This window comes from Methylophilus sp. TWE2, from assembly GCF_001183865.1.
Lineage (GTDB): Bacteria > Pseudomonadota > Gammaproteobacteria > Burkholderiales > Methylophilaceae > Methylophilus.
Genome location: NZ_CP012020.1, coordinates 2,326,627 through 2,347,346, shown reverse-complemented (window position 1 = coordinate 2,347,346; position 20,720 = coordinate 2,326,627). Strand labels below are relative to the sequence as shown.

Below are 20,720 nucleotides of genomic sequence, written 5' to 3'. Positions count from 1 at the left end.
GGCATTATCACCAAAGCTAGTATGTAGTTAGACATCAATAGTTCTAAGCTAGCTTATGTCATAAGTCACATTCTTTCGCGTTTATCAGTGCGAACAAAGCAACGGAGTTACTGCATGATAAAATGTCTGGATGACTCAATATCATGTTTTGATTCCTTGTGCCGGTCATGGCTCACGCATGCAAAGTGCGTCACCCAAGCAATATTTGCCCATGCACGGGAAACCAATCCTGCGTCACCCCATCGATATCTTTGAGGCGATGCCTATCATTAGTCAGATATTTATTGTGATCGCTGCTGAGGATGCCTATTGGTCAGACACGCTCCTGCAGGGATGTCATAAAACACAGGTATTGTATTGTGGTGGCGATACCCGGGCGGCAAGTGTTTATCAGGGGTTGCAAGCGCTTGGCTCGCATGTCGATAGTGAAGACTGGGTCCTGGTACACGATGCTGCTCGTCCTGGGATTGATGCACATATGGTGCAGCGTTTAATCGATGCGATGCAGCCAACGGATATTGGGGGGCTGCTGGCATTGCCATTGGCTGATACCTTGAAGCGAGCAGATGAGACACAGCATGTATCTGCCACTGTTTCACGCGAATTGCTATGGCAGGCACAAACACCGCAAATGTTCAAAATTGGCATGTTACAGCAAGCCTTGGCCCAAGTACTGAATCGCCAACCTACGGATGAAGCACAGGCCATGGAGTGGGCAGGACATACGCCAAAACTAGTACTCGGCGATTTAAAAAATTTGAAAGTTACGTATCCTCATGATATTGCCGTTGTTTCGGCATTGATGCAGGCTACGCAGAGCGAACAGGATACAGAATGATTCCGTTTAGGATTGGTCATGGTTTTGATGTGCACGTACTGGTCACCGGACGTGACTGTATTATCGGTGGCGTGAATATTCCTCATAGTCATGGCCTGGATGGCCACTCGGACGCAGATGTTTTGCTACATGCGATCTGCGATGCTCTGCTTGGGGCAGCTGCTTTAGGAGATATTGGTAAGCACTTCCCGCCTACCGATATTCGCTTTAAAGGCATTGATTCGCGTGAATTGCTGCGACATGTCGTCGAGCTACTGAATGAAAAAGACTATCAAGTTGGCAACATTGACGCCACTGTGATGTGTGAAGCGCCAAGATTGAACAAATATACGACACAGATGTGCGCCAATATTGCGGCGGATTGCAAGATAGAGAGCAAGCAGGTAAATGTGAAGGCGACCACCACAGAAAAACTGGGCTTTACCGGGCGTAGCGAAGGCATTGCTGCAGAAGCCGTTTGTATCATTTATTCCAAGTAGTTTGTTATGCGATTGTTTAGCCGTTTTGAGTCATTGGTTTCTCCGTTTCCACGGGAAATCCTCACGCACCTTCCTACCCGTTTTTGGCCTTTTATGTGGGCATGCTCTTATGGCATGCGCCGTTATATCCTCGTCATGACCGTGCTCACGGCCTGTATTGGTTCGTTCGAGGCACTTTTGTTTGCATTGATGGGTAAGGTGGTTGATAAGCTGACAGCAATCTCACCTTCCCAGTTATGGACTACACACCATTCAACCCTATGGTTGGTAGGCGCGATCCTGATGGGCAGTACCTTGATCATCGTCCTGCAAACACTGCTTAAACACCAGACGTTGGCAGGTAACTTTCCAATGCGTTTGCGCTGGCAATTCCATCAACACATGCTGAATCAAAGCATGGGTTTTTACCAAGATGAGTTCGCCGGTAGAGTGTCGGCCAAGGTCATGCAAACGGCACTGGCCGTGCGCGAGGTATGGTTTATCCTGGCCGATATTATGGTCTATGTGTTGCTGTATTTCGCGACCATTGTCACTGTTGTTGGCAGTTTCCATCCCTGGATGGTGTTGCCTTTCTTAGGCTGGCTGTCACTTTATGCCTGTGCGCTGTTCTATTTTATTCCACGTCTGGCTAAGGTTTCACAACGTCAAGCGGATGCGCGCGCCTTGATGACAGGGCGAATTACGGATGCCTATACCAATATTTCAACCGTGAAGTTATTTTCGCATGCAGGCCGTGAGGCAGACTATGCACAATCGGCCATGCAGGAATTTCTCGATACCGTGCATGGGCAAATGCGCATGGTGAGTTGTGTCGAGAGTATCAATCACTTTTTAAATATGTGCCTGATTATTGCCAGCGGCAGCATGGTGTTGTGGCTGTGGTCGCAAAGCCTGGTGGCGGCAGGTGCCGTGGCGGCGGTGATGGCGATGAGTTTGCGCCTGAATGGGATCTCGCATTGGGTGATGTGGGAGCTGACCTCATTGTACGAGCAAATTGGGACCGTGCAGGATGGCATGAATACGCTGTCCATCGAAAACCGCGTGGTGGATGTGCCGGATGCCTTGGCATTAGATGTGCCGAAAGGTGAAGTGGTGTTCCAGCAGGTGAATTTTTCTTATGAAAAACAAGCCCCCTTGCTGCAAGATTTTGACCTGCATATTCGGCCGGGAGAGCGTGTCGGCCTGGTGGGACGATCAGGCGCCGGCAAGTCGACCATCGTCAATTTGCTAATGCGTTTTTATGATATCCAGGCCGGGCATATCCGCATAGATGGGCAAGCGATTGACAGCGTAAAACAAGATTCATTACGCCAGCAAATTGGCATGGTGACTCAAGATACCTCGTTGTTGCACCGTTCAGTGAGGGAAAATATTTTATATGGCCGCCCAGATGCCAGTGATGAAGAAATGATCATGGCGGCCAAGCGTGCCGAAGCGCATGACTTTATCCTCACTCTGCGCGATGCCAACGGTCGCACGGGCTATGATGCCCATGTCGGGGAGCGTGGCGTGAAGTTATCTGGCGGCCAACGCCAGCGGATTGCGATTGCGCGTGTCATGCTTAAGAACGCCCCTATCCTGGTGCTGGATGAGGCGACCAGTGCCTTGGACTCTGAAGTCGAGTTGGCAATCCAGCATCACCTTTCACAATTGATGGAAGGCAAAACCGTGATTGCGATTGCCCACCGACTATCGACCATTGCCGCGATGGATAGACTCATTGTATTGGATCACGGCCGTGTTGTTGAAACCGGAACACACCATGAATTGCTGGCTCAGGATGGTATTTACGCTAAATTGTGGACTCATCAAAGCGGTGGTTTCCTTGGTGAGTAATACTCGCTAGAAAAGATTCACCTCATGTTTTAAATTGAAACCAGTGCCAAACAGCACTGGTTTTTTCTTGTGCGATTGCCCGCTTCAGGCGCCAACCAAATATTACAAATATGACAGACTGTCATATTACCGCCACTTTTCTGCAATCTAATCTGCTTAGTATTGTCATCAAATTTTCATGGAGTGTTTACGATGTTTGGTCGTTCTGTCCGTAACAATCACGGCTTTACCTTGCTTGAGCTATTGGTCGTGATGGTCATTATCGGTTTGCTGGCGGGCTATGTTGGGCCTAAATACTTCCAGCAGATTGGTAAATCCGAGGTGAAGACAGCCAAAGCACAAATTGCGGCATTGGAGCAGGCGCTGGACCAGTACCGACTCGATGTCGGGCACTATCCTGCGACTGAACAAGGTTTGCAGGCGCTCATGACAAATGCGGATAACAATGCGCACTGGAGTGGCCCTTACCTGAAAAAAGAAGTACCGAACGACCCTTGGGGCAAACCTTACCAGTACCGTGCACCAGGCCAGCATGGCGAATATGACTTGTTCAGCCTCGGTAAGGATGGGCAGGTGGGTGGTAGTGACGAAGCGCAGGATATTACCAATTGGTAAATTGCCATGAACTATCAGGCAAAAGTTCTTAATGGCTCCACCCTGACTATGGTCGAGCTGCAAGCAGACGATGAGCAGGATGCCTATGCGCAGCTAAAGTCCAAAGGCTTGATGCCAGTATCGCTGCATGCGCAAAAAGCAGCAAAAATTTCCCGACGAGAGGCTTTTCCATTGGCATTGTTCAGCCAAGAGTTACTGGCATTGCTTGATTCTGGCCTGAATTTGGTAGAGGCGATTGATGCACTCTCTTTGCGTCAGGACCATACGCGGGCAGTTTTGCAAAGCATCCTGCAATCGCTACAGCAGGGCAAATCTTTTTCTGCCTCGCTGGAGCGCCAGCCAACGGTCTTTCCTCCTCTTTATATCGCCACTGTCAAGGCGGCTGAACGCACTGGTGATCTGGGTAATGCCCTGTCACGGTATATCGCTTATGACAACCAGGTTTCCTTGCTCAAAAAGAAAATCATCAGTGCCTCGATTTATCCGATGTTGCTGATCGTGGTGGGTGGATTGGTCATTGCTTTTTTAATGGGATTTGTCGTTCCTAAATTCAGCAGTGTATATGAGGGGACAGGCGCTGATTTGCCTTGGATGTCACTCATGATGCTTAGATGGGGCTCATTGATTGCACAGCATGGCGGAACCATGCTGGCAATCTTGGCAGGCATGCTCGTAGGTCTGGTGTTGCTGTTCAAAACACCTGCCACGCGCCAGTCTCTGCTCAAAGTGATCTGGCGTATCCCTGCGATTGGTGAAAAACTGCATCTTTACCAGCTTGCCCGTTTCTACCGCACATTAGGCATGTTGTTGGCGGGCGGCACACCCATCATGACAGCGCTAGATTCGCTTGGTGGCTTGTTGGATAGCAGCATGGCCCGTAGTCTGCAACAGGCGAAAACCATGATCAGCCAAGGTCAGCCTCTCTCTCACGCGTTTCAAGCAGTAGGCATGACCACCCCGATTGGAGAGCGCATGCTGCTGGTCGGTGAACGTGGCGGCAACGTTGCGCAGATGATGGATAGAATTGCCAGTTTTTACGACGAAGAACTAGCGCGCTGGATCGACTGGTTTACCAAATTGTTTGAGCCTTTATTAATGCTGTTTATCGGCCTGGTCATTGGTGTGGTCGTGCTCCTGCTGTATATGCCAATCTTTGAACTGGCAGGACAAATCCAATGAATCAGCCCTTACCTGTGCTATCCGCCGACCTATTGTCCCTGGCGCAAACGCAGGCGCTCCAGCAGCAACGCCGCGTGATTGAGCTGCTGGAAGACTTGGTGCCAGTAGACAATGAAACCTTGGTCAGCCAGTTGGCCCATTTGCTGCATTACCCGGTGGCGACCATGCGTGAGATGCGTGAGTGGCAAGTCGCCTTTGAGGTGGTCAGCTATAACGATGCGCAGCAAAAGGAATGCCTGGCATTTTATGATGCACAGCAAAGTCTGATTCTGGTGTTTGCCGATCCATTTAACCGCCAATTGCCATTGTGGGCACAGCATGCAGTGCCGCAGGAGGTTGAGTGGCGCCTAGCACATCGCTTAGAGATCAGCGCCTACCTTGCGGGTGAAGAAGAAACCATGCGCGCCATGGATGGTGTTGGGCTGCCTGCCGAGCAGGGGCAAGAGGGCGACGAAGAAGTGGTCATGCAGCTGTCGCTCAAATCTATCCACGAAGACGCCAACCCTATCGTCAAGTTGATTAACTCGACGTTGTACGATGCCCTTAAAACCGGGGCGAGTGATATCCACCTGGAAACGCATCCCGGTGGTCTGGCTGTTAAATACCGGATTGATGGCGTCATGGCCAGTATTGCCAATAGCCCTGGCTTGGACAGTGCCGAACAGGCCATTTCACGTATCAAGGTCATGGCGCAACTCGATATTGCCGAGCGCCGCATTCCGCAAGACGGTCGCTTTAAGGTACATGCCATGGGGCGCTTGATTGACTTTCGTGTTTCCATCATGCCGAGTGCCTTTGGTGAGGATGCCGTATTACGGGTGCTGGATAGAAAGGCATTAACTGAGCAGGCGCAAGGGCTGAGCTTGAAAGCGCTGGGGTTTGATGCAGATGTCATCGCACGCTTCAGGAAACTGGCCAGTGAACCCTATGGCATGGTACTGGTCACTGGGCCCACCGGTAGCGGCAAAACCACGTCACTCTATGCCGCGATTTCAGAAGTGAATACGGGTTTCGACAAAATCATCACCATTGAAGACCCGGTGGAATATCAATTACCTGGCGTGCTGCAAATCCCGGTCAATGAAAAAAAAGGCCTGACCTTTGCGCGGGGGTTACGCTCCATTCTGCGGCATGACCCTGACAAAATCATGGTTGGTGAAATACGCGATGCCGAAACAGCCCAAATTGCCGTGCAGGCTGCACTCACGGGCCACCTGGTGTTTTCTACCGTGCATGCCAATAGCGTGCTGGATGTGATCGGCCGTTTTATGCATATGGGGGTCGATCCTTATCATTTTGTGTCTGCCGTGAATGGCATTATCGCTCAGCGCCTGGTGCGCGCCTTGTGTCCGCAATGCGCAGAACCGTTTGCGCCGGATGCGGAAATGATTGCTGCCTCTGGATTAACCATGGAACAGGCATCGACCATGCAGTTTATGCATGCCAAAGGCTGTGGTCATTGCCGCGGCACCGGTTACAAGGGACGCAAAGCCGTCGCAGAAATACTGGTGCTGAATGACGAGTTGCGCGAGATGATTATTGCCAGGCAACCGATACGACAATTAAAAGAGGCCGCCGCCAGGAATGGCATGCGCACCATCCGCGAAGCGGCGGTAAGTGCAGTGGCAGAAGGCATGACCAGTTTGCAGGAGATCAACCGTGTCACGTTTATTGCCTGAGCTACCGATTGATATTCGGTGGTGCGGGTTAACCCGCATTCTGGTGTTGTCTGATCAGTTGTGGGCTGAGCATTGGTCCGCGGGTTTGCGTTCGCGACGGGTAGTAGCGCAGGCCACCTGGCCCGGCCCAGAAGAGCAGCCTCTTTCAGCGGCCTTGCAGGCCGTCTTGGCGCAACTCCCCGCGACACATTGGCAACACATAGAAGTGTATCTGGCAGACAGGCATGTGCATTTGCTGCTATTACCCGCCATGGCGCAGTCATTGCAAGTATTTAGCTGGTCTGGTGAAGAGCAATTGGCTTATGCGCGAGCTGTGCTGATGCAAACGTATGGTGAAACCGCGCGTACATGGCCATTTCGTTTGCAGGATATCCGCCAGCCACAAGATTGCCTGTTAGCGGCAATCCCTGCACTGCAATCAGCGGATTTGCAAGTATTGTTCAAAGGGAATGCCGTGCAATGGAGTGTGCAGCCTTATGCTTCGGCGTTGTGGGCACACACACGCTTGCCTGAAAGTGGGAGTGTGCTCATGGCAGAATCCCAGATGTTGCGCCTGATACAGTTAAAGCAAGGCCGTATTGTGCATGTGTCCAGCCTGGCTGTTGACCTGTCTGACCTGGCGTCAATCACAGCCTGGCTGATGCGTGAACGTACCTTGCTGAGTGTCCAAGCCTCCTCATGTTACTGGCTTATCGAGCCAGGTTGCAGTGTCATGGCCATGACAGGCGGCCATATAAAACAGGCATTGTCTGCACATCTTCCCCTGCAAACTTTATATGCTGCGCATGCAGTGACCACCTTGTGGCAGGAGGTGATGCATGTGGCCTGATCCTGATTACCAACTGGAGTTTTCCCGGCCAGCATTTGCCTGGCGCAGGTTGCGTTGGCCAGGAGGGCTGGTGATGCTGGGCCTTGCAGTATTGGTTGCAGTGGAATATAACCGGGCGGTTGATCAGCAGTCGCAATTGCAAATATTGGTAGAACGGCAGCAACAACTTGTTGCTTTGAGTGCCAATCAGGTCAAATCCGCGCCCGCACCACTACAGGTAGCCGCCAAGCAGGGTGAGATCAAACTGAGCCAGCCTCAACAAAAAGCAGCAGAAAAAATTGTGCAGCAGCTAAATGTGCGTTGGTTTGATTTGCTGCAGGCGCTGGAATCGCAACAGGTCCCGGAGATTGCCTTGTTGCAGCTATTGCCGGATGCCAGCCGGGGGCAATTTGTGCTCTCTGGAGAAGCAAAGAACTACCAGGCCTTGCTCAAGTACGTCAGCCAATTGCAAACAGTGGAAGCACTTGACCAGGTGCATTTGCAGAAACACCAGGTCAACGAAAGCCATCCACAACGCCCGGTCAGTTTTGAAATCCAGGGAGGGTGGCAGCCATGAGTCAATTACGTTTGCCAACGCCCATGACCTTACTTTGGGTGCTGCGCCGCTGTGCCTGGACTCTGGGCTGGATACCGATGCTGATTTCCGGCATGTTGCTACTCATATGGGCAGGATTACTGCAGCAGCAAGCAGCCCAAGAAACACAAATCAATATGCTGCAAAGCGACATCCGCCAATTGGCCATCAAACCAGTGGAACAGGCACCCCAGGAAACTGTTGTGATCGAAAAAGAGCAGACCGTGACGCCTGAACCCGTCCAACTATCTATGCTATGGCAACAGCTGCCTGCTTTCAGTGATTTATCTCCCCGCATGATACAGATCGCCAATCTGGCGCAAAAACGGCAAATACTGCTTAACGTGGGGGATTACCAATGGCAGGCGCACCAGGTCAAAGATGCCAGCCATGACATTCAGCAGTTTGATATGCGTTTCACTATCCAGGCTGATTACATCACCTGCAGACAGTTTATCCTGGATGTATTGCGGAAATATCCTTCAATGGCATTGACAGGATTAGAGCTGCGTAAAAACGAAACAGTGCAGCCTACCATAGACGCCACACTGACATTTTCGGTGTTTATCCGCGGAGGGCAATCACATGCCTCCTGATCGTAAAACTTCGTCGCAATTCTTGATCTGGATAGCATTACTGGTGACGCTGGCACTGGTGTACTGGCAATGGTCGCAAGAAGACAATACTGGGCCATCTGAAGACATGTTGGCCAAACCAGCCTCGCCATCACGCTCACACGCTGCCAAGTCTGTAACCAATGCCCCATTAGTCAGGGCTGAGGAGTCTGTTTCTGTTGCCAACAGGTCTGACACATCATCCGAAGTAGCCACTTACTTTACGCGTGAGTTGCCTGCCAAAAAAGCCAGGCATGCTTTATTTGCCGCGCATGAATGGTTGCCACCGCCGCCTAAGCCACAGCCGCCACCGCCACCCCAGGCACCACCGTTACCTTATGCCTATGTTGGCAGCATGCAGGATGTCGCAGAGGGTGACATCGTCATTCTCTTGCAACAGAAAAAATTATTGTTACCCAAAATTGGTAGCCAGGTCAGTCCACAGTGGCGGCTGGACCGTGAAGATGCCCAAGCGGTGTATTTCACTTATTTGCCGCTAAATAAAGTAGTGATGTTAAGTAAAACAAAAACAGTCACAGCCAGCCAGCGCCAGGCCCCTGCCAACGCTGAAAACAATTATTCAGAAGAAATGTTTAACCAATGAGCGCTTTAAATTTGAGTTCAAACGCTATTCCAGGGAGAAGAGCCCAGTATGTGCCAACCATGATTGTAATGGGTTTGTCAGTATTGATGCTATCGTCTTGCGGCTTGTTTCCACCCAGACTAAATGCGACCACCCCCGAGGGTAAGGTACATGAGTTGGCGCAGCAAGTCGCCGAACACCCGACAGATGTGGTATTGCGAAACCGCTGGTTCCGCGAACGTGAACTGGCGATTAATGCCTTATCGGCAGAGGCGGAGGCAGCGGATGCCAAAGGCGATATTGCTACCGCCAAACAGGTGTATGCCCGTATCCTCACCCTGGATCCGCATCATGTCAAAGCGCTGGATTACGAACGCGCCAGTGAGCGTGACATTGTCTTGCGTAAGCAGCTTGAACAGGCCAAGCTGCATCTGGATAAACCAAAGCAGGCTTTAAAAGAAGTGCAGGATATCTTGCTGGAGCAGCCCGCCAATGTTGAGGCGCGTGCGTTGGAAAAGCAGCTGGTTGCACAGGAGCCCAAAGCGCGTGTTGCCTTGCCACAATTGCAAAGCAACTCGAATAAACCCGTGACCCTAGAATTGCGTGATGCCAATGTCAAAGTAGTGTTCGAGGCGTTGTCGCGTGCTACTGGCATCAACTTTGTGCTGGATAAAGACATCAAGCCTGAAACCAAGGCCTCGGTGTTTGTGAAAAAAATGCCGATTGAAGATGCCATTGATATGGTACTTTCGAGCAATGGTTTGCAGAAAAAGGTGTTGTCGCCCACCAGTGTGCTGGTATACCCGGCCACCCAGCAAAAAAACAAAGATTACCAGGACCTGCTGATCCGCAACTTTTATTTTGCCAATACCAGTGCCAAGCAGTGCGCCGATATGTTACGGACCATCCTGAAGATACGCGATGTGTATGTGGATGAGCGCCTTAATATGTTAGTGTTGCGCGACAAGCCGGAAGTGATGGCGCTGGCAGAAAAAATGATTAAGGCCCAGGATATCGCTGATCCGGAGGTCATGCTGGAAATTGAGGTGATTGAGATTACCCGCAACAAACTGCAACAATTGGGCATTGGGTATCCCACCAGTCTGACCGTACTCAATAATCCGCTGACACTTGAAACTATCAAGCAGATCAAATCGAGTACCATCGGTGTGAGCCCCGCGCCTAATGTGCAGTTTAGAACCACTGACAGTGACCTTAATTTACTCTCGAATCCTCGGATCCGCGTTAAAAACAATGAAAAAGCCAAAGTAGTGGTGGGTAACAAAGTACCCGTGATTACGACCAATGCCATTCAGGGCGGAGTTACTTCAGAAAGCGTCTCTTACGTGGATGTAGGGTTGAAGCTGGATGTCGAGCCCAAGGTGATGCTGGATGACTTTATCAGTATCAAGGTCGGACTGGAGGTCAGTTCACTGGGTGAGGCGGTCACCCTTAGCAATAACTCCAAGGTATTCAATATCGGTACACGAAATGCCAGCACGGTACTTCGCCTCAAACATGGGGAAACACAAATTCTGGCAGGCCTGATTCAGGATTCTGAACGTAAAAACGCCAACAAAGTCCCAGGGTTGGGTGAAATCCCCCTGTTGGGCCGCCTGTTCTCCAACAATTCCGATGAAAAAAACAAAACTGAAATTGTATTAGCCATTACCCCCAAAATCCTCAGTAATGTCACCTTGCCGGAAGCCACCTTCTCTGAGTACTGGAGTGGAACGGACACGGTTATTTCAGACAAACCATTATTAAACAATCAGCCTGCGACCCAAAACACTGGCCGCAATCAGCAAATTCGCGAGTTGCAGTTACAGCGTCAACGTGAGTTGAATGATGGCGACAATGCTCAGGGCGGTGAAACATCCGAGTCTCTCCCCGCTGAGACAGCCCCTGCTAACGAGCCCACGGCAATCCCCCCCCCTGATGCGGCGCCTGCCAATTCGGGTGCCTCAACGGGAACTATTAATTCCGGTGCCTCAACGGCACCAGCCAATCCGTCGGGGGGCTTGACCAATAATATCAGTGACTTGCCGGAACAAGGCACCACAAGCTTGCCATCGCCCAAGGAGATTCCTTAATGGGCAGATGCGCGCAATGGTTATCTCATACGCGTCTTTACTCTGGCTTCACCCTCATCGAGCTTATGGTGTCACTAGTGATTGTGGCGATCATGGCCAGTGTGGCAACTCCCATGGTACAGCTGACACTACAGCGTCAAAAAGAGCAGCAGCTACGAGAGCAATTGCGGGAAATACGACGTGCGATAGATGCTTATAAAAAAGCGGCTGATGACGGACGCGTAAAGAAAAATGCCGATGCCAGTGGCTATCCTCCAAATCTGCAAATATTAGTGGACGGGGTGGAAGACGCCAAGGATGCCAAACACGCCCGTATACGCTTTTTACGGCGTATTCCTCAGGATCCCATGTTAAATGCGCAGTCCAATAACGGCTTGGGACAGGTTACGGGCTGGGGTTTGCGTAGCTATGACAGTCCGCCAGATCAACCGCGCTACACACAGGATGTCTACGACGTTTATTCGCTGAGTCCCAGAACAGGAATCAATGGAGTGCCTTATGCGCAGTGGTAGACAGCAAAAGACCGCTGCCGGTTTTACCTTGGTGGAACTGCTGGTGGTGCTATCCATCCTGGCATTGCTGCTTTCTTTGGCTGTCCCACGCTATTTCTCGGGCGTGCAGCGCGCCAAGGAGCAGGCACTCAAGCAACAGCTCACGACCACGCGCAAGGCCTTGGATGAGTTTTATGCAGATCAGGGCCAGTACCCCGACACCTTGCAAGAGCTGGTCGACAAGCATTATCTGGATAAATTGCCGTGGGACCCGATTGCCGAACGTAATGATGCCTGGGTCATCACGCCCCCAGAATTACCGCTGGTTGGGGGCGTGTATACCCTGCACAGCAATGCAGAAGGACAGGCCACCGACGGTTCGGCATATGCTGACTGGTAGGGCTTTGGGCGACATGTCTAAACAAATGGGGTTTTCTTATATAGGTGTCATGGTGACGCTGGTGATTGCCGCGATTGGCATGCAGGGCGCGGCCGTCATGTGGCAGCAGCAAACCCAGCGTCATAATGAAGCAATGTTGTTGGAAACGGGTGAAGCCTACCGCTTGGCCATTGGCCGATATTATGAGTCTACCCCGCAGCCAGTCAAACAATATCCGGTGCGGCTGGAGGAACTGCTTGAAGACAAGCGCTTCCCAGTATTAAAACGCCATATGCGCAAACTTTACCCTGATCCATTTTTTGCGAAACAAGGCATGGTATTGATCATAAAAGACGGCCGCATTATCGGTGTGCGTAGCCAGTCCTTATTGGCGCCGATCCGTAACGTCAGCTATCAAGCATTTCAGGAGGGGTTTCAAAAAGCCAAGCGCTATAGTGAGTGGCAGTTTATCTATGAGCCGAATACGCTGGCAGATCTCGAGCAGGCTTGGGTGAATCGCTAAGGCCTGTTAGTGGTTGACTTGGGTTGCACGAGTTTTAAAGTGTTGATAATACCCCAGCACCCTGGGTACATATTGCCGGGTTTCGGTAAAAGGGGGAATCCTGTGTTGATGCGCTTTCACTGCTGCCGGGCCAGCATTATAGGCTGCCAGCGCCAGCGGCACATCGCCTTCAAACATGTCCAGCATACGTTTTAAATAACGCGAGCCCCATAATATCTGTTGAGGGACTGACCATTGTTTCACAGGCACTGTCGTCATCGTCTTGGCAGTGGCTGGCAGTACCTGCATCAGACCAAAAGCGCCCCTACTTGAAACGGCTCTGGGGTTGTAGCCGGATTCGGTCGCAATCACGGCATGAATCAGCGCCGGCTCCAACTGCGTCACCTCTGCTGCGGCCTGCACCTCTGACTGGTAAGGCAGCTTGCCAGACTGCCAGCGAACTGGCTTGGTGTGGCTTGCTGTCGTTAATTCCTCTGTGGGAATGGCCTCTGAGTCTGTATTGCTAATCACAATTTCAGACGCGTCTGTATTATCTAGCACGATGTTTCCGGCAAGTATCTCTTGTGTATGAGCCCCCTCGGCATAAGCAATATTGTGCTGGCTAAGCAGGATCAGGCTAAGCCAGCAAGCAGCGAATAGGCTTTGGTAAAGTCCAGGGCAAGTTGAAAACATGATGGGGAGGATTCTGGCATGCGCATGTGACAATGCAAAGACAGCCGGACTGACGGAGTTCACCCTCTTTTTGTCAGTCTGTCACAGCATTGTCATGCTCAAAACGTAAGCTGATGTAAAGAAAAATCATTATAAAACAACATCTTGCCAGCATGGTTCTCTTTTTAGTCCGATGTCATGAATTCATCAACGAACTGACATGCCGCAATCATTTTTCTGTCACAAATCATGCGCAAACTTGCTGCACATTAAATGATAAATGTGTCGTACACATGGATACCACAATGACAGGGATAGATCAGGTCAGCGACCAGTGGGCGCTGGCGCTGAATGAAGAGCAGCGCACAGTATTTATGGAAGTGATTGAAGAGTCGCTTCGCTTGCAGCATCGCTCTCACTTCTTTAACTGGTTACAACGCGGGTTTCAGTGTTTGCTTGCTCACGAGGTTGTCGTCATCGGCGTGCGTGGTTTGGAGCGTGCCAGCTACGATTATGAATATCTGACCTCAAGCCGCTACTTTGGTGATACTCAGTTTGACCAGGTACTGAATGAAGAAGATGGCCTTGTTCATGAAGCCTTCACGCGCTGGAGCCAGCTGGGTATGCCGGTCTTCTACCATACGGACCCGCAATCACAACAATACAATCATTATGCCGTAGAGCATGTAGAGGCAGATCGCATGCTGGCTTCAGAGCTCAAGCGCTTTGTGGTACATGGCTTTGGCAACGAGCATAGCCGTATTGCAACTATGGTCATGTTCGGCCGCTTGAATTCACCTGCAAATGCTCAAACGGCCCATCTGTTGGAGTTGTTGATGCCACATCTGCACTGTGCCATCGTCAAAGTGACTGCAAATAAAAGTCCTTCTGTCCTCTCTACCCCATCGCGTAATGGCCGTATCAAACCCTTAAGCAAACGAGAGCTCGAAGTCCTTGAATGGTTGCAAGCCGGTAAAACCAATTGGGAGATTGGCGGCATCATGCAGGTCAGCCCATTGACGATTAAAAACCACGTACAAAACATCTTGCGTAAACTCGATGTAGAAAACCGTAGCCAAGCTGCTAGCAAGGCCTTGAAACTAGGCCTGATTCATAGAAGCCAGTAAATCTTCAAGCATGAAATTCACAAGAATTTCATGCAGACATAGTCCGATAGGACTAGGCATGTTTTAAAGAATGTCATCTCTCCTCCTTAAACTCTTTCAGGTTTGATCGACTGGCAAGTGCGGTGTTTTTCAGCTAGTCCATGTGGACTAACTGCAAATCACATGTATGACATGCTGGCCTGACAATATTCGTGTGTTGTGTTTTAAATCGCCATCTCGATGGTTTGCTCTTTCAGTAGTTTTAAATAATTTTTAGGAGAGGTTTATGAAATTTCAATATAAAGCATTGGTAGCAGCGTTGGCGTTGTCTGCAGCAACTGTTCCAGCACAGGCGGCATTTACACTTAGCGGTAGTGGCGACTCCAGCTTTTTTCTGACTGTTGTCGACAACACTAATAACATTTCTGCTCTTTTTGATCTGGGATACAGCAACAGTGAATTTAGCACAATGGTTGCGCAAGCAGCCTCAAGCGGTGGTGCATTAAGCTGGGATTTGTCTAAAGGTGACTATGCTGATGCCTGGAACACATTCTGGGGTACTGCAAGTAACAGCGCTTCATTACAATGGGGTGTAATGTCTGCTGACAATTTTGGCGGTGGTGCTGGTAGTAGAAACCTGATTGCAACCTATGAAAAAGGTACAAAAATGGTTGGCTCACAATTCAATAATACACTGTCTGCCTTTGACGAGTATCTGGCAGCAAACCAGAACTTGGGTAATCACGCGTCAGTTGCAAATGGTGCAAGTTCAGCAATTTCAGGCGCTGCTTTCGCAGAAAACGCAAAAGCATACGGTACCTCAGGTCGTATTAATCAGCAAGGTTTCGACACGACGACTGTTTTGGGCGGCACGATGACCATCCGTCAACTGGTGAATGGCGCAACTAACACTACTGCGTTAACAGAAACTACTCTGGGTAATACTAATGGAAACTACACATTTAGCCTCAATAGTGCCGGTGTATTGACCTTTGCAGCTCCAGTCCCTGAAGCAGACAGCTACGCCATGTTGTTGGCAGGTTTGGGCGTCATTGGTCTGGTTGCCCGTCGTCGCAAAGCTTAATTAATAAGGCAAGCCATGAATAACGGTCAGTCAAAAACTGGCCGCCAATCAAACTTTTACTGAAGGAAACGAAAAATGTTTAAATTAAATAAACTGTTGCTGGCAGTGGCTGGCACTTTGATCGCAGGTCAAGTGTTGGCTGCACCAGTGACCCCGGCAGATATTACTGCTGCACGTGGAACTGGCAATTTGCAAGAAGCTTGGATTTCTGGCGCATCTGCTCCAACATATAATGTATTTCAGGGTTTTGCTGCAGGTTGTGATGCAGATACTTTGTCATTCTTCCATGACACGACTACAGCAGGTGCTGTGAGACCAGGTTCTGCAGGCGATAACTTAGCTTACGCTTGTACACGTGGTGGTGTGGTGTCTGTGTTGTATCATACGATTGCAGGCGGTTCATACAATGCTTTTGCGCCTCATGTTGATGGTGTCAGTTTGACTCGCGTTAAAAGCCTGGATTCAACAGCAGGCAATGGCTGCGTCAATTCTGGTGCTACAATCAATGTGAACGATAACCAGTCTGCTACGGCGGTATATCGCACTTGTGCTTCAGGTACTGCTGCAGCGCTAAATGATAACGCCCCAGCACTGCCAGCTGGTGGTTTTTCCGATGTTGAAGCACAGCTGTTTGGTAAAGATGTGAGTGAGTTTGGTACACAAAGTCCAGCTTACGTGGGCCAAGTGTTTGGTGTTGCAGTTTCAAAATCTCTGTATCGTGCATTGCAAACTGCCCAAGGCATTTCAAGAAATACCGATGCTCTGGATCCAACCTTTGACCCAGCCTATGCCCCTAACATTAGCAGTGCGCAATACACAGCACTTATCACAGGCTCATACACAAACTGGAGCAAATTGATCCCAAACAATACCACCACCCCTGTGCGTATTGGTCGACGTGTTAACACTTCAGGCACACAAGCCTCATCAAATGCCTTTTTCCTGAAAAACCCATGTAATGGTGATCCTTCCATTGGTGGTGCTCTAATTCCACAAACCGCAGCTTCAGCAGCTGGTTTGGGTGTTTCTACTTACATCGTGACTGAAGACTCTTCCACATCCTCCCTGAAAACCAAGTTCACTCACCCAACAAACTATGTTATTGGTGTGATGTCTCTTGAAAATGATTGGGACGCCGAGACAAGAACAGACAGAAACGGCTATCGTTTCATCAAGCTTGATGGTGTTCATCCTGAAACACCCGTTGCTGGTTCCGGTGCAACTAAAGATGTCAAGGCACGTAACAAAGCTGTAAATGGTGATTATGGTTTCCACATGGAGATGGTTTCTTTCGTGGCTAACTCTGCAGCAGGTACTTTTGGTGAGACTGTGATTGGTGAAATTGTCGGTGCATTTAGTACCTTATCTTGTGCTGACGTGCCACGCGGCTTGACTTTGAATCCTGAGGCAGGTTCTGCATGTGTTGCGGGTGAAGAAGTGGCTAAGATGACACGTGGTGGTAACAACTGTCAAGCTAACCAGATGTTGTTCTAATTAAATAAATCACTACGATCAAAAATTGTAGTTAGCTGATTGAAAGCACACCCTACCGGGTGTGCTTTTTTCATTTCAGTTAGTCCACCTGTCATCTTTACGACAAATTGGGCTCTTAATATAAGAAAGTGTTAGTAATGTGAATTTACAGTTGACTATAAATTAAGTTGTCAATAAGGGAGATGGGGTATGAAAAGGATTTATAATTTCGTCATTCTAATGGCAGCGGTATTGTATGCGACCGGTGCATTTGCGGCAGCAGTGACTCAAACAGACATACAGAATGCACAACCGTTGAATCAGGCTTGGATCAGTGGCTCATCCTCGACAACAAGGGGTGTTTTTTTAAGTTTTGTATCTGGTTGTCAAACTAACACATTGTCAGTATTCCATGGTGGAACTGCAGAGGCATCTTTCCCAGGTGATTGGCGTACTGGCAATACATTTGCATATGCGTGCGTGCGTGGTGGTGTCGTTTCTGTGTTATACCACACTAACCAGGGCGGTTCATTTAATGCTTTTGCCCCGCACGTACCTAACGATGTCGCTGGTACAGGCTTTGGCGTAACAACTAACCTAAACCGTTTGGCTAACGTGGCTACAAATAGTTGCACTAACGTGGGTACTATCACCGTTACAAGTCAGGGTGCAACGCCAGTTTACAGATGTGCAACAACGATCAACGGTTTTGCAGCAACTGATAACACTCCCAAAAAACCAGCGGGTGGTTTTTCAGATGTTGAAGCGGCATTGTTTGGTGTAAATGCAACTTCTTATGGTACCGAGATTGACGCCGGTGTCACACAAGTGTTTGGTGTCATGGCCACGGAGCCGTTATATCGTGCCATGCAAGTGGCGCAAGGCATTTATGCTTCTGTTGCGGCTGCTAACGCGGCTGATCCTGGTTTCTTGCCACAAAATGCACCTTCCATCAACAAGCAACAATATGCTTCTTTGGTGTCTGACCCATTGGCAACATGGGCACCATTAGGGGTTGATGAAACTAAGGTGGTGATTATCGCTCGTCGCGTGAACACATCAGGCACGCAAACTGCGTCAAATACATTTTTTTTAGGTAACCCATGTTTGCAAAACCCATCTATTGGTGGCTCATTGTTTCCCACTAAAGAGGCGGATAGCGATCCTGATTATTATCAAATCTTTGAAGATGGTGAAACCTCTGTAGTGCGCACTAGAATAAGCAATGCATCGTCTGCAGGTGAGTTTGCAATTGGTGTCGTTTCATTGGAAAGTACACCTGCTGCTGGCAGACGCTACCTGAAAGTGGATGGTGTGCATCCAGAAGCAGGGCCTTACAACACCATTGACAGCTTCGCCCGTTACACTTCTGCGCAAGGTCAGTATCCTTTCCAGTTTCCACTCAAAGGCTTTATCAGCCATGAAGCAAAAGGCACATTTGGCGAGACGGTGATCAAAAACATCGTCGGCAGTCTTTCTTTAGTGTCTTGTACCTCTGTGCCACGTGGTTTGATTTTGAATTCTGCCTCAAGCGCTTGTCCGATATTAAACAAAGGCGTGCACATTACCCAAACAACGCGCCAAGCTAACAGCTGCCGGCCATTAACTTGGAAGTTCTAAGCAAATCGAAGAGTGTATAGCCAAAAGCTATATTCGTCTCTCTTTAAAGCACATCTTAACGGGTGTGCTTTGCTCGTTTGTACACAGCTTGTTGATTCCAGAAGTTTGTTGTTGAACCTCAGTCAGTACTCTTTTTAATGATCTTTTGCTCGAACTCCTCGAATTTGGGAGGCGTGCTCACCTGTTAGCTGCAATGGCCCACTAGGGCTACTTAAAACAGGCAGCGGACTAGTCCGTATTTCATCTTTGTGACACGCAGTGCTTTCAAAATGGCAAGCCTTGAGAAGTGCCTTAACGGATATGGAAAGGGTTTGCAATTGTTGCTGCGTTTAATGTGTTTGGCTTGTGTTCTTTGGTCTTTTGCCGTGGGTGCAGAAGAGGTCGAGCCATCGGCATCAAAAACTGGCAATTCTTGGGACGCAACCACTGATGTGTCTGGAGCAGAAGCTGAGCCCTCTGTACAAACAGAAACCAAAGACCAGTTCGATATTTTTGAATATGTCGTCGACGGCAATACTGTTCTTGGTGTGACTGAGGTTGAAAAAGCGGTTTACCCCTACCTGGGCGAGAAGCGCACCATTGCGGATGTTGAAAAGGCACGCAGTGCGCTGGAAAAAGCATTTCATGAGTCAGGTTATCTCACGGTGTTTGTGAACATTCCCGAGCAGGAGGTCAATGCCGGGGTGGTCAAGCTGGATGTGCTGGAAGGCAAGGTTGAGCGGCTCAATGTGGTTGGCTCACGTTATTATTCGTTGGGCAAAATCAAGCAGAATGTGACTGAATTCAAAGAAGGTCAGGTGCCTCATTTCCCGACGGTTCAAAAACAAATTGCCTCGGTGAATATTAACCAGGACCGCGTTGTTGCCCCGGTATTACGTCCTGGAAAAACCCCCGGCATGGTTGAGGTGGATTTGAAAGTGGACGACAAGTTTCCACTGCACGCCAGCATGGAATACAACAACCGTTACACGCCAAATACGACCAAAACACGTTTGTCTGGCAACTTGCGATACGACAACCTGTGGCAACGTGATCACAGTTTAGGTTTGGGTTTTCAAGTCACCCCAGAGGATACGAATGAAGTGAAGGTGTTTTCTGGCACCTATGTTATCCCTTATGCAGGGGATTACTATGCCATGTATGGTGCTGTTAACGAAAGTGATATCAGTGCAGTGGGTGACCTGAATGTGGTGGGTCGGGGTAATGTTTATGGAGCACGATATATCCACCCTATGCCTAGCCCGTCCGCCGGATTTAATCACAATATAACGCTGGGTGTCGATTATAAGGACTTTCAGGAGAATACCCGACGATTGGGGGCTGACCTAGGCAGCAATCCGATTACCTACTTGCCATTTTTGATTGGCTACAACGGTAACTTGGTCACCTCCGAAAGCACATCCAAACTCGACTTGAATTTTGTATTTTCCACCAAAGCACTGGTGAATGACGAAAGAGAGTTCGCACTCAGGCGTTTTTTGGCTCGCCCCAATTTTTCTTACCTGCGCGGCCAGCTTGAGCATACGCAAACCTTACCCTACCAATGGCAAGCCTACGGCTCGATAGGGGGGCAGATCACGGGAGACTCTTTAGTTTCCAATGAACAGTTTTTTTTGGGTGGCTTAGACACTGTACGCGGTTTTCTTGAGGCCAGTGCACTGGGAGATAACGGTGCGAACTTCACCATGGAGTTACGGACACCGCCCTTACAAAAATATGTCGGCAGCTGGGTGAAAGAGTTGCGCTTGCTAGGCTTTTATGACTATGGGTTGGCTAAAACACGGGATCCACTGACATTTGCCGACGACAGGATTTCACAAATTGAGCGCTACATCTTGTCATCGTATGGTTTTGGCGTAGATGTGAAAGGTGCGCGAGGTTTGTTTATGCGACTAGATTTTGCTCGCGTGTTGCAGTCAAGCTGGGAGCTTGAAAATGGGCGGAGAACACCGACCAAGCCTGCAGGCATGAATGAAACAGGCGATACGCGATTGCATTTTAAAGTCGGCTTCGACTGGTAGTACAAGGTTGACACCGGTCAGGCAGTAAGTTTCTGAAGTATACGAGGTGATGT

At 49.5% G+C, this 20,720-nt stretch carries 20 protein-coding genes; 19 read left to right on the top strand and 1 reads right to left on the bottom strand.

Features of this window, described 5'->3' with window-relative positions; all coding sequences use genetic code 11:
- The first annotated feature begins 130 nt into the window (after positions 1–130).
- From ispD to ACJ67_RS10945, 14 genes are all read left to right on the top strand, one after another.
- Positions 131–838, top strand: coding sequence for a 2-C-methyl-D-erythritol 4-phosphate cytidylyltransferase (ispD, locus tag ACJ67_RS11010; RefSeq protein WP_049639110.1), 708 nt, complete (start codon positions 131–133; stop codon positions 836–838).
- Complete coding sequence (ispF, locus tag ACJ67_RS11005) at positions 835–1,317, top strand: 2-C-methyl-D-erythritol 2,4-cyclodiphosphate synthase (protein WP_049639109.1); 483 nt, start codon at positions 835–837, stop codon at positions 1,315–1,317. Before ispD ends, ispF begins: the two co-directional genes overlap by 4 nt.
- Positions 1,318–1,323: 6 nt before the next feature.
- Entirely contained in the window at positions 1,324–3,153 is a 1,830-nt protein-coding gene (locus ACJ67_RS11000) for an ABC transporter ATP-binding protein (protein WP_049639108.1), read from the top strand.
- 192 nt (positions 3,154–3,345) lie between these two features.
- Positions 3,346–3,768, top strand: a complete 423-nt coding sequence (gspG, locus tag ACJ67_RS10995; protein ID WP_049639107.1) for a type II secretion system major pseudopilin GspG — start codon at positions 3,346–3,348, stop codon at positions 3,766–3,768.
- Positions 3,769–3,774: 6 nt separating this feature from the next.
- Positions 3,775–4,947: a type II secretion system F family protein gene (locus ACJ67_RS10990; protein WP_049639106.1), complete on the top strand. Its 1,173-nt coding sequence runs from the start codon at positions 3,775–3,777 to the stop codon at positions 4,945–4,947.
- Positions 4,944–6,626, top strand: coding sequence for a GspE/PulE family protein (locus tag ACJ67_RS10985; RefSeq protein WP_049639105.1), 1,683 nt, complete (start codon positions 4,944–4,946; stop codon positions 6,624–6,626). The genes ACJ67_RS10990 and ACJ67_RS10985 overlap by 4 nt, the downstream gene beginning before the upstream one ends.
- Positions 6,607–7,455: a hypothetical protein gene (locus ACJ67_RS10980; RefSeq protein ID WP_049639104.1), complete on the top strand. Its 849-nt coding sequence runs from the start codon at positions 6,607–6,609 to the stop codon at positions 7,453–7,455. The genes ACJ67_RS10985 and ACJ67_RS10980 overlap by 20 nt, the downstream gene beginning before the upstream one ends.
- On the top strand, positions 7,445–8,011 hold the full coding sequence (locus tag ACJ67_RS10975; RefSeq protein WP_049639103.1) for a hypothetical protein: 567 nt from the start codon (positions 7,445–7,447) through the stop codon (positions 8,009–8,011). The genes ACJ67_RS10980 and ACJ67_RS10975 overlap by 11 nt, the downstream gene beginning before the upstream one ends.
- Entirely contained in the window at positions 8,008–8,625 is a 618-nt protein-coding gene (locus ACJ67_RS10970; RefSeq protein ID WP_049639102.1) for a hypothetical protein, read from the top strand. The genes ACJ67_RS10975 and ACJ67_RS10970 overlap by 4 nt, the downstream gene beginning before the upstream one ends.
- The gene (locus ACJ67_RS10965) at positions 8,615–9,247 is read left to right on the top strand and encodes a hypothetical protein (RefSeq protein ID WP_049639101.1); all 633 of its coding nucleotides are present in this window, start codon (positions 8,615–8,617) and stop codon (positions 9,245–9,247) included. The genes ACJ67_RS10970 and ACJ67_RS10965 overlap by 11 nt, the downstream gene beginning before the upstream one ends.
- Positions 9,244–11,319: a secretin and TonB N-terminal domain-containing protein gene (locus ACJ67_RS10960; protein WP_049639100.1), complete on the top strand. Its 2,076-nt coding sequence runs from the start codon at positions 9,244–9,246 to the stop codon at positions 11,317–11,319. The genes ACJ67_RS10965 and ACJ67_RS10960 overlap by 4 nt, the downstream gene beginning before the upstream one ends.
- Positions 11,319–11,831, top strand: a complete 513-nt coding sequence (locus ACJ67_RS10955; protein WP_049639099.1) for a type II secretion system protein — start codon at positions 11,319–11,321, stop codon at positions 11,829–11,831. The genes ACJ67_RS10960 and ACJ67_RS10955 overlap by 1 nt, the downstream gene beginning before the upstream one ends.
- Positions 11,818–12,210: a type II secretion system protein gene (locus ACJ67_RS10950; protein ID WP_049639098.1), complete on the top strand. Its 393-nt coding sequence runs from the start codon at positions 11,818–11,820 to the stop codon at positions 12,208–12,210. The genes ACJ67_RS10955 and ACJ67_RS10950 overlap by 14 nt, the downstream gene beginning before the upstream one ends.
- A gap of 13 nt (positions 12,211–12,223) precedes the next feature.
- Positions 12,224–12,712, top strand: a complete 489-nt coding sequence (locus tag ACJ67_RS10945; RefSeq protein WP_049639901.1) for a type II secretion system protein — start codon at positions 12,224–12,226, stop codon at positions 12,710–12,712.
- Between the two features lie 6 nt (positions 12,713–12,718).
- Here the strand turns inward: ACJ67_RS10945 and ACJ67_RS10940 are convergent, their stop codons facing one another.
- Positions 12,719–13,384: a lytic transglycosylase domain-containing protein gene (locus ACJ67_RS10940; protein WP_082164013.1), complete on the bottom strand. Its 666-nt coding sequence runs from the start codon at positions 13,382–13,384 to the stop codon at positions 12,719–12,721.
- A gap of 272 nt (positions 13,385–13,656) precedes the next feature.
- On the opposite strand from ACJ67_RS10940, the gene epsA reads away from it, so the two are divergent.
- The 5 genes from epsA to ACJ67_RS10915 all read left to right on the top strand — a co-directional run bounded on the left by epsA (position 13,657) and on the right by ACJ67_RS10915 (position 20,667).
- The gene (epsA, locus tag ACJ67_RS10935) at positions 13,657–14,490 is read left to right on the top strand and encodes an XrtB/PEP-CTERM-associated transcriptional regulator EpsA (protein ID WP_231587163.1); all 834 of its coding nucleotides are present in this window, start codon (positions 13,657–13,659) and stop codon (positions 14,488–14,490) included.
- A 265-nt stretch (positions 14,491–14,755) separates the two neighbouring features.
- A complete protein-coding gene (locus tag ACJ67_RS10930; RefSeq protein ID WP_049639096.1) occupies positions 14,756–15,553 on the top strand; it encodes a PEP-CTERM sorting domain-containing protein in 798 nt (265 codons plus the stop codon).
- A gap of 75 nt (positions 15,554–15,628) precedes the next feature.
- Positions 15,629–17,047, top strand: a complete 1,419-nt coding sequence (locus tag ACJ67_RS10925) for a hypothetical protein (RefSeq protein WP_049639095.1) — start codon at positions 15,629–15,631, stop codon at positions 17,045–17,047.
- 189 nt (positions 17,048–17,236) lie between these two features.
- Complete coding sequence (locus ACJ67_RS10920; RefSeq protein ID WP_082164011.1) at positions 17,237–18,646, top strand: hypothetical protein; 1,410 nt, start codon at positions 17,237–17,239, stop codon at positions 18,644–18,646.
- A 311-nt stretch (positions 18,647–18,957) separates the two neighbouring features.
- Complete coding sequence (locus ACJ67_RS10915; protein ID WP_231587162.1) at positions 18,958–20,667, top strand: ShlB/FhaC/HecB family hemolysin secretion/activation protein; 1,710 nt, start codon at positions 18,958–18,960, stop codon at positions 20,665–20,667.
- Positions 20,668–20,720: the final 53 nt, after the last annotated feature.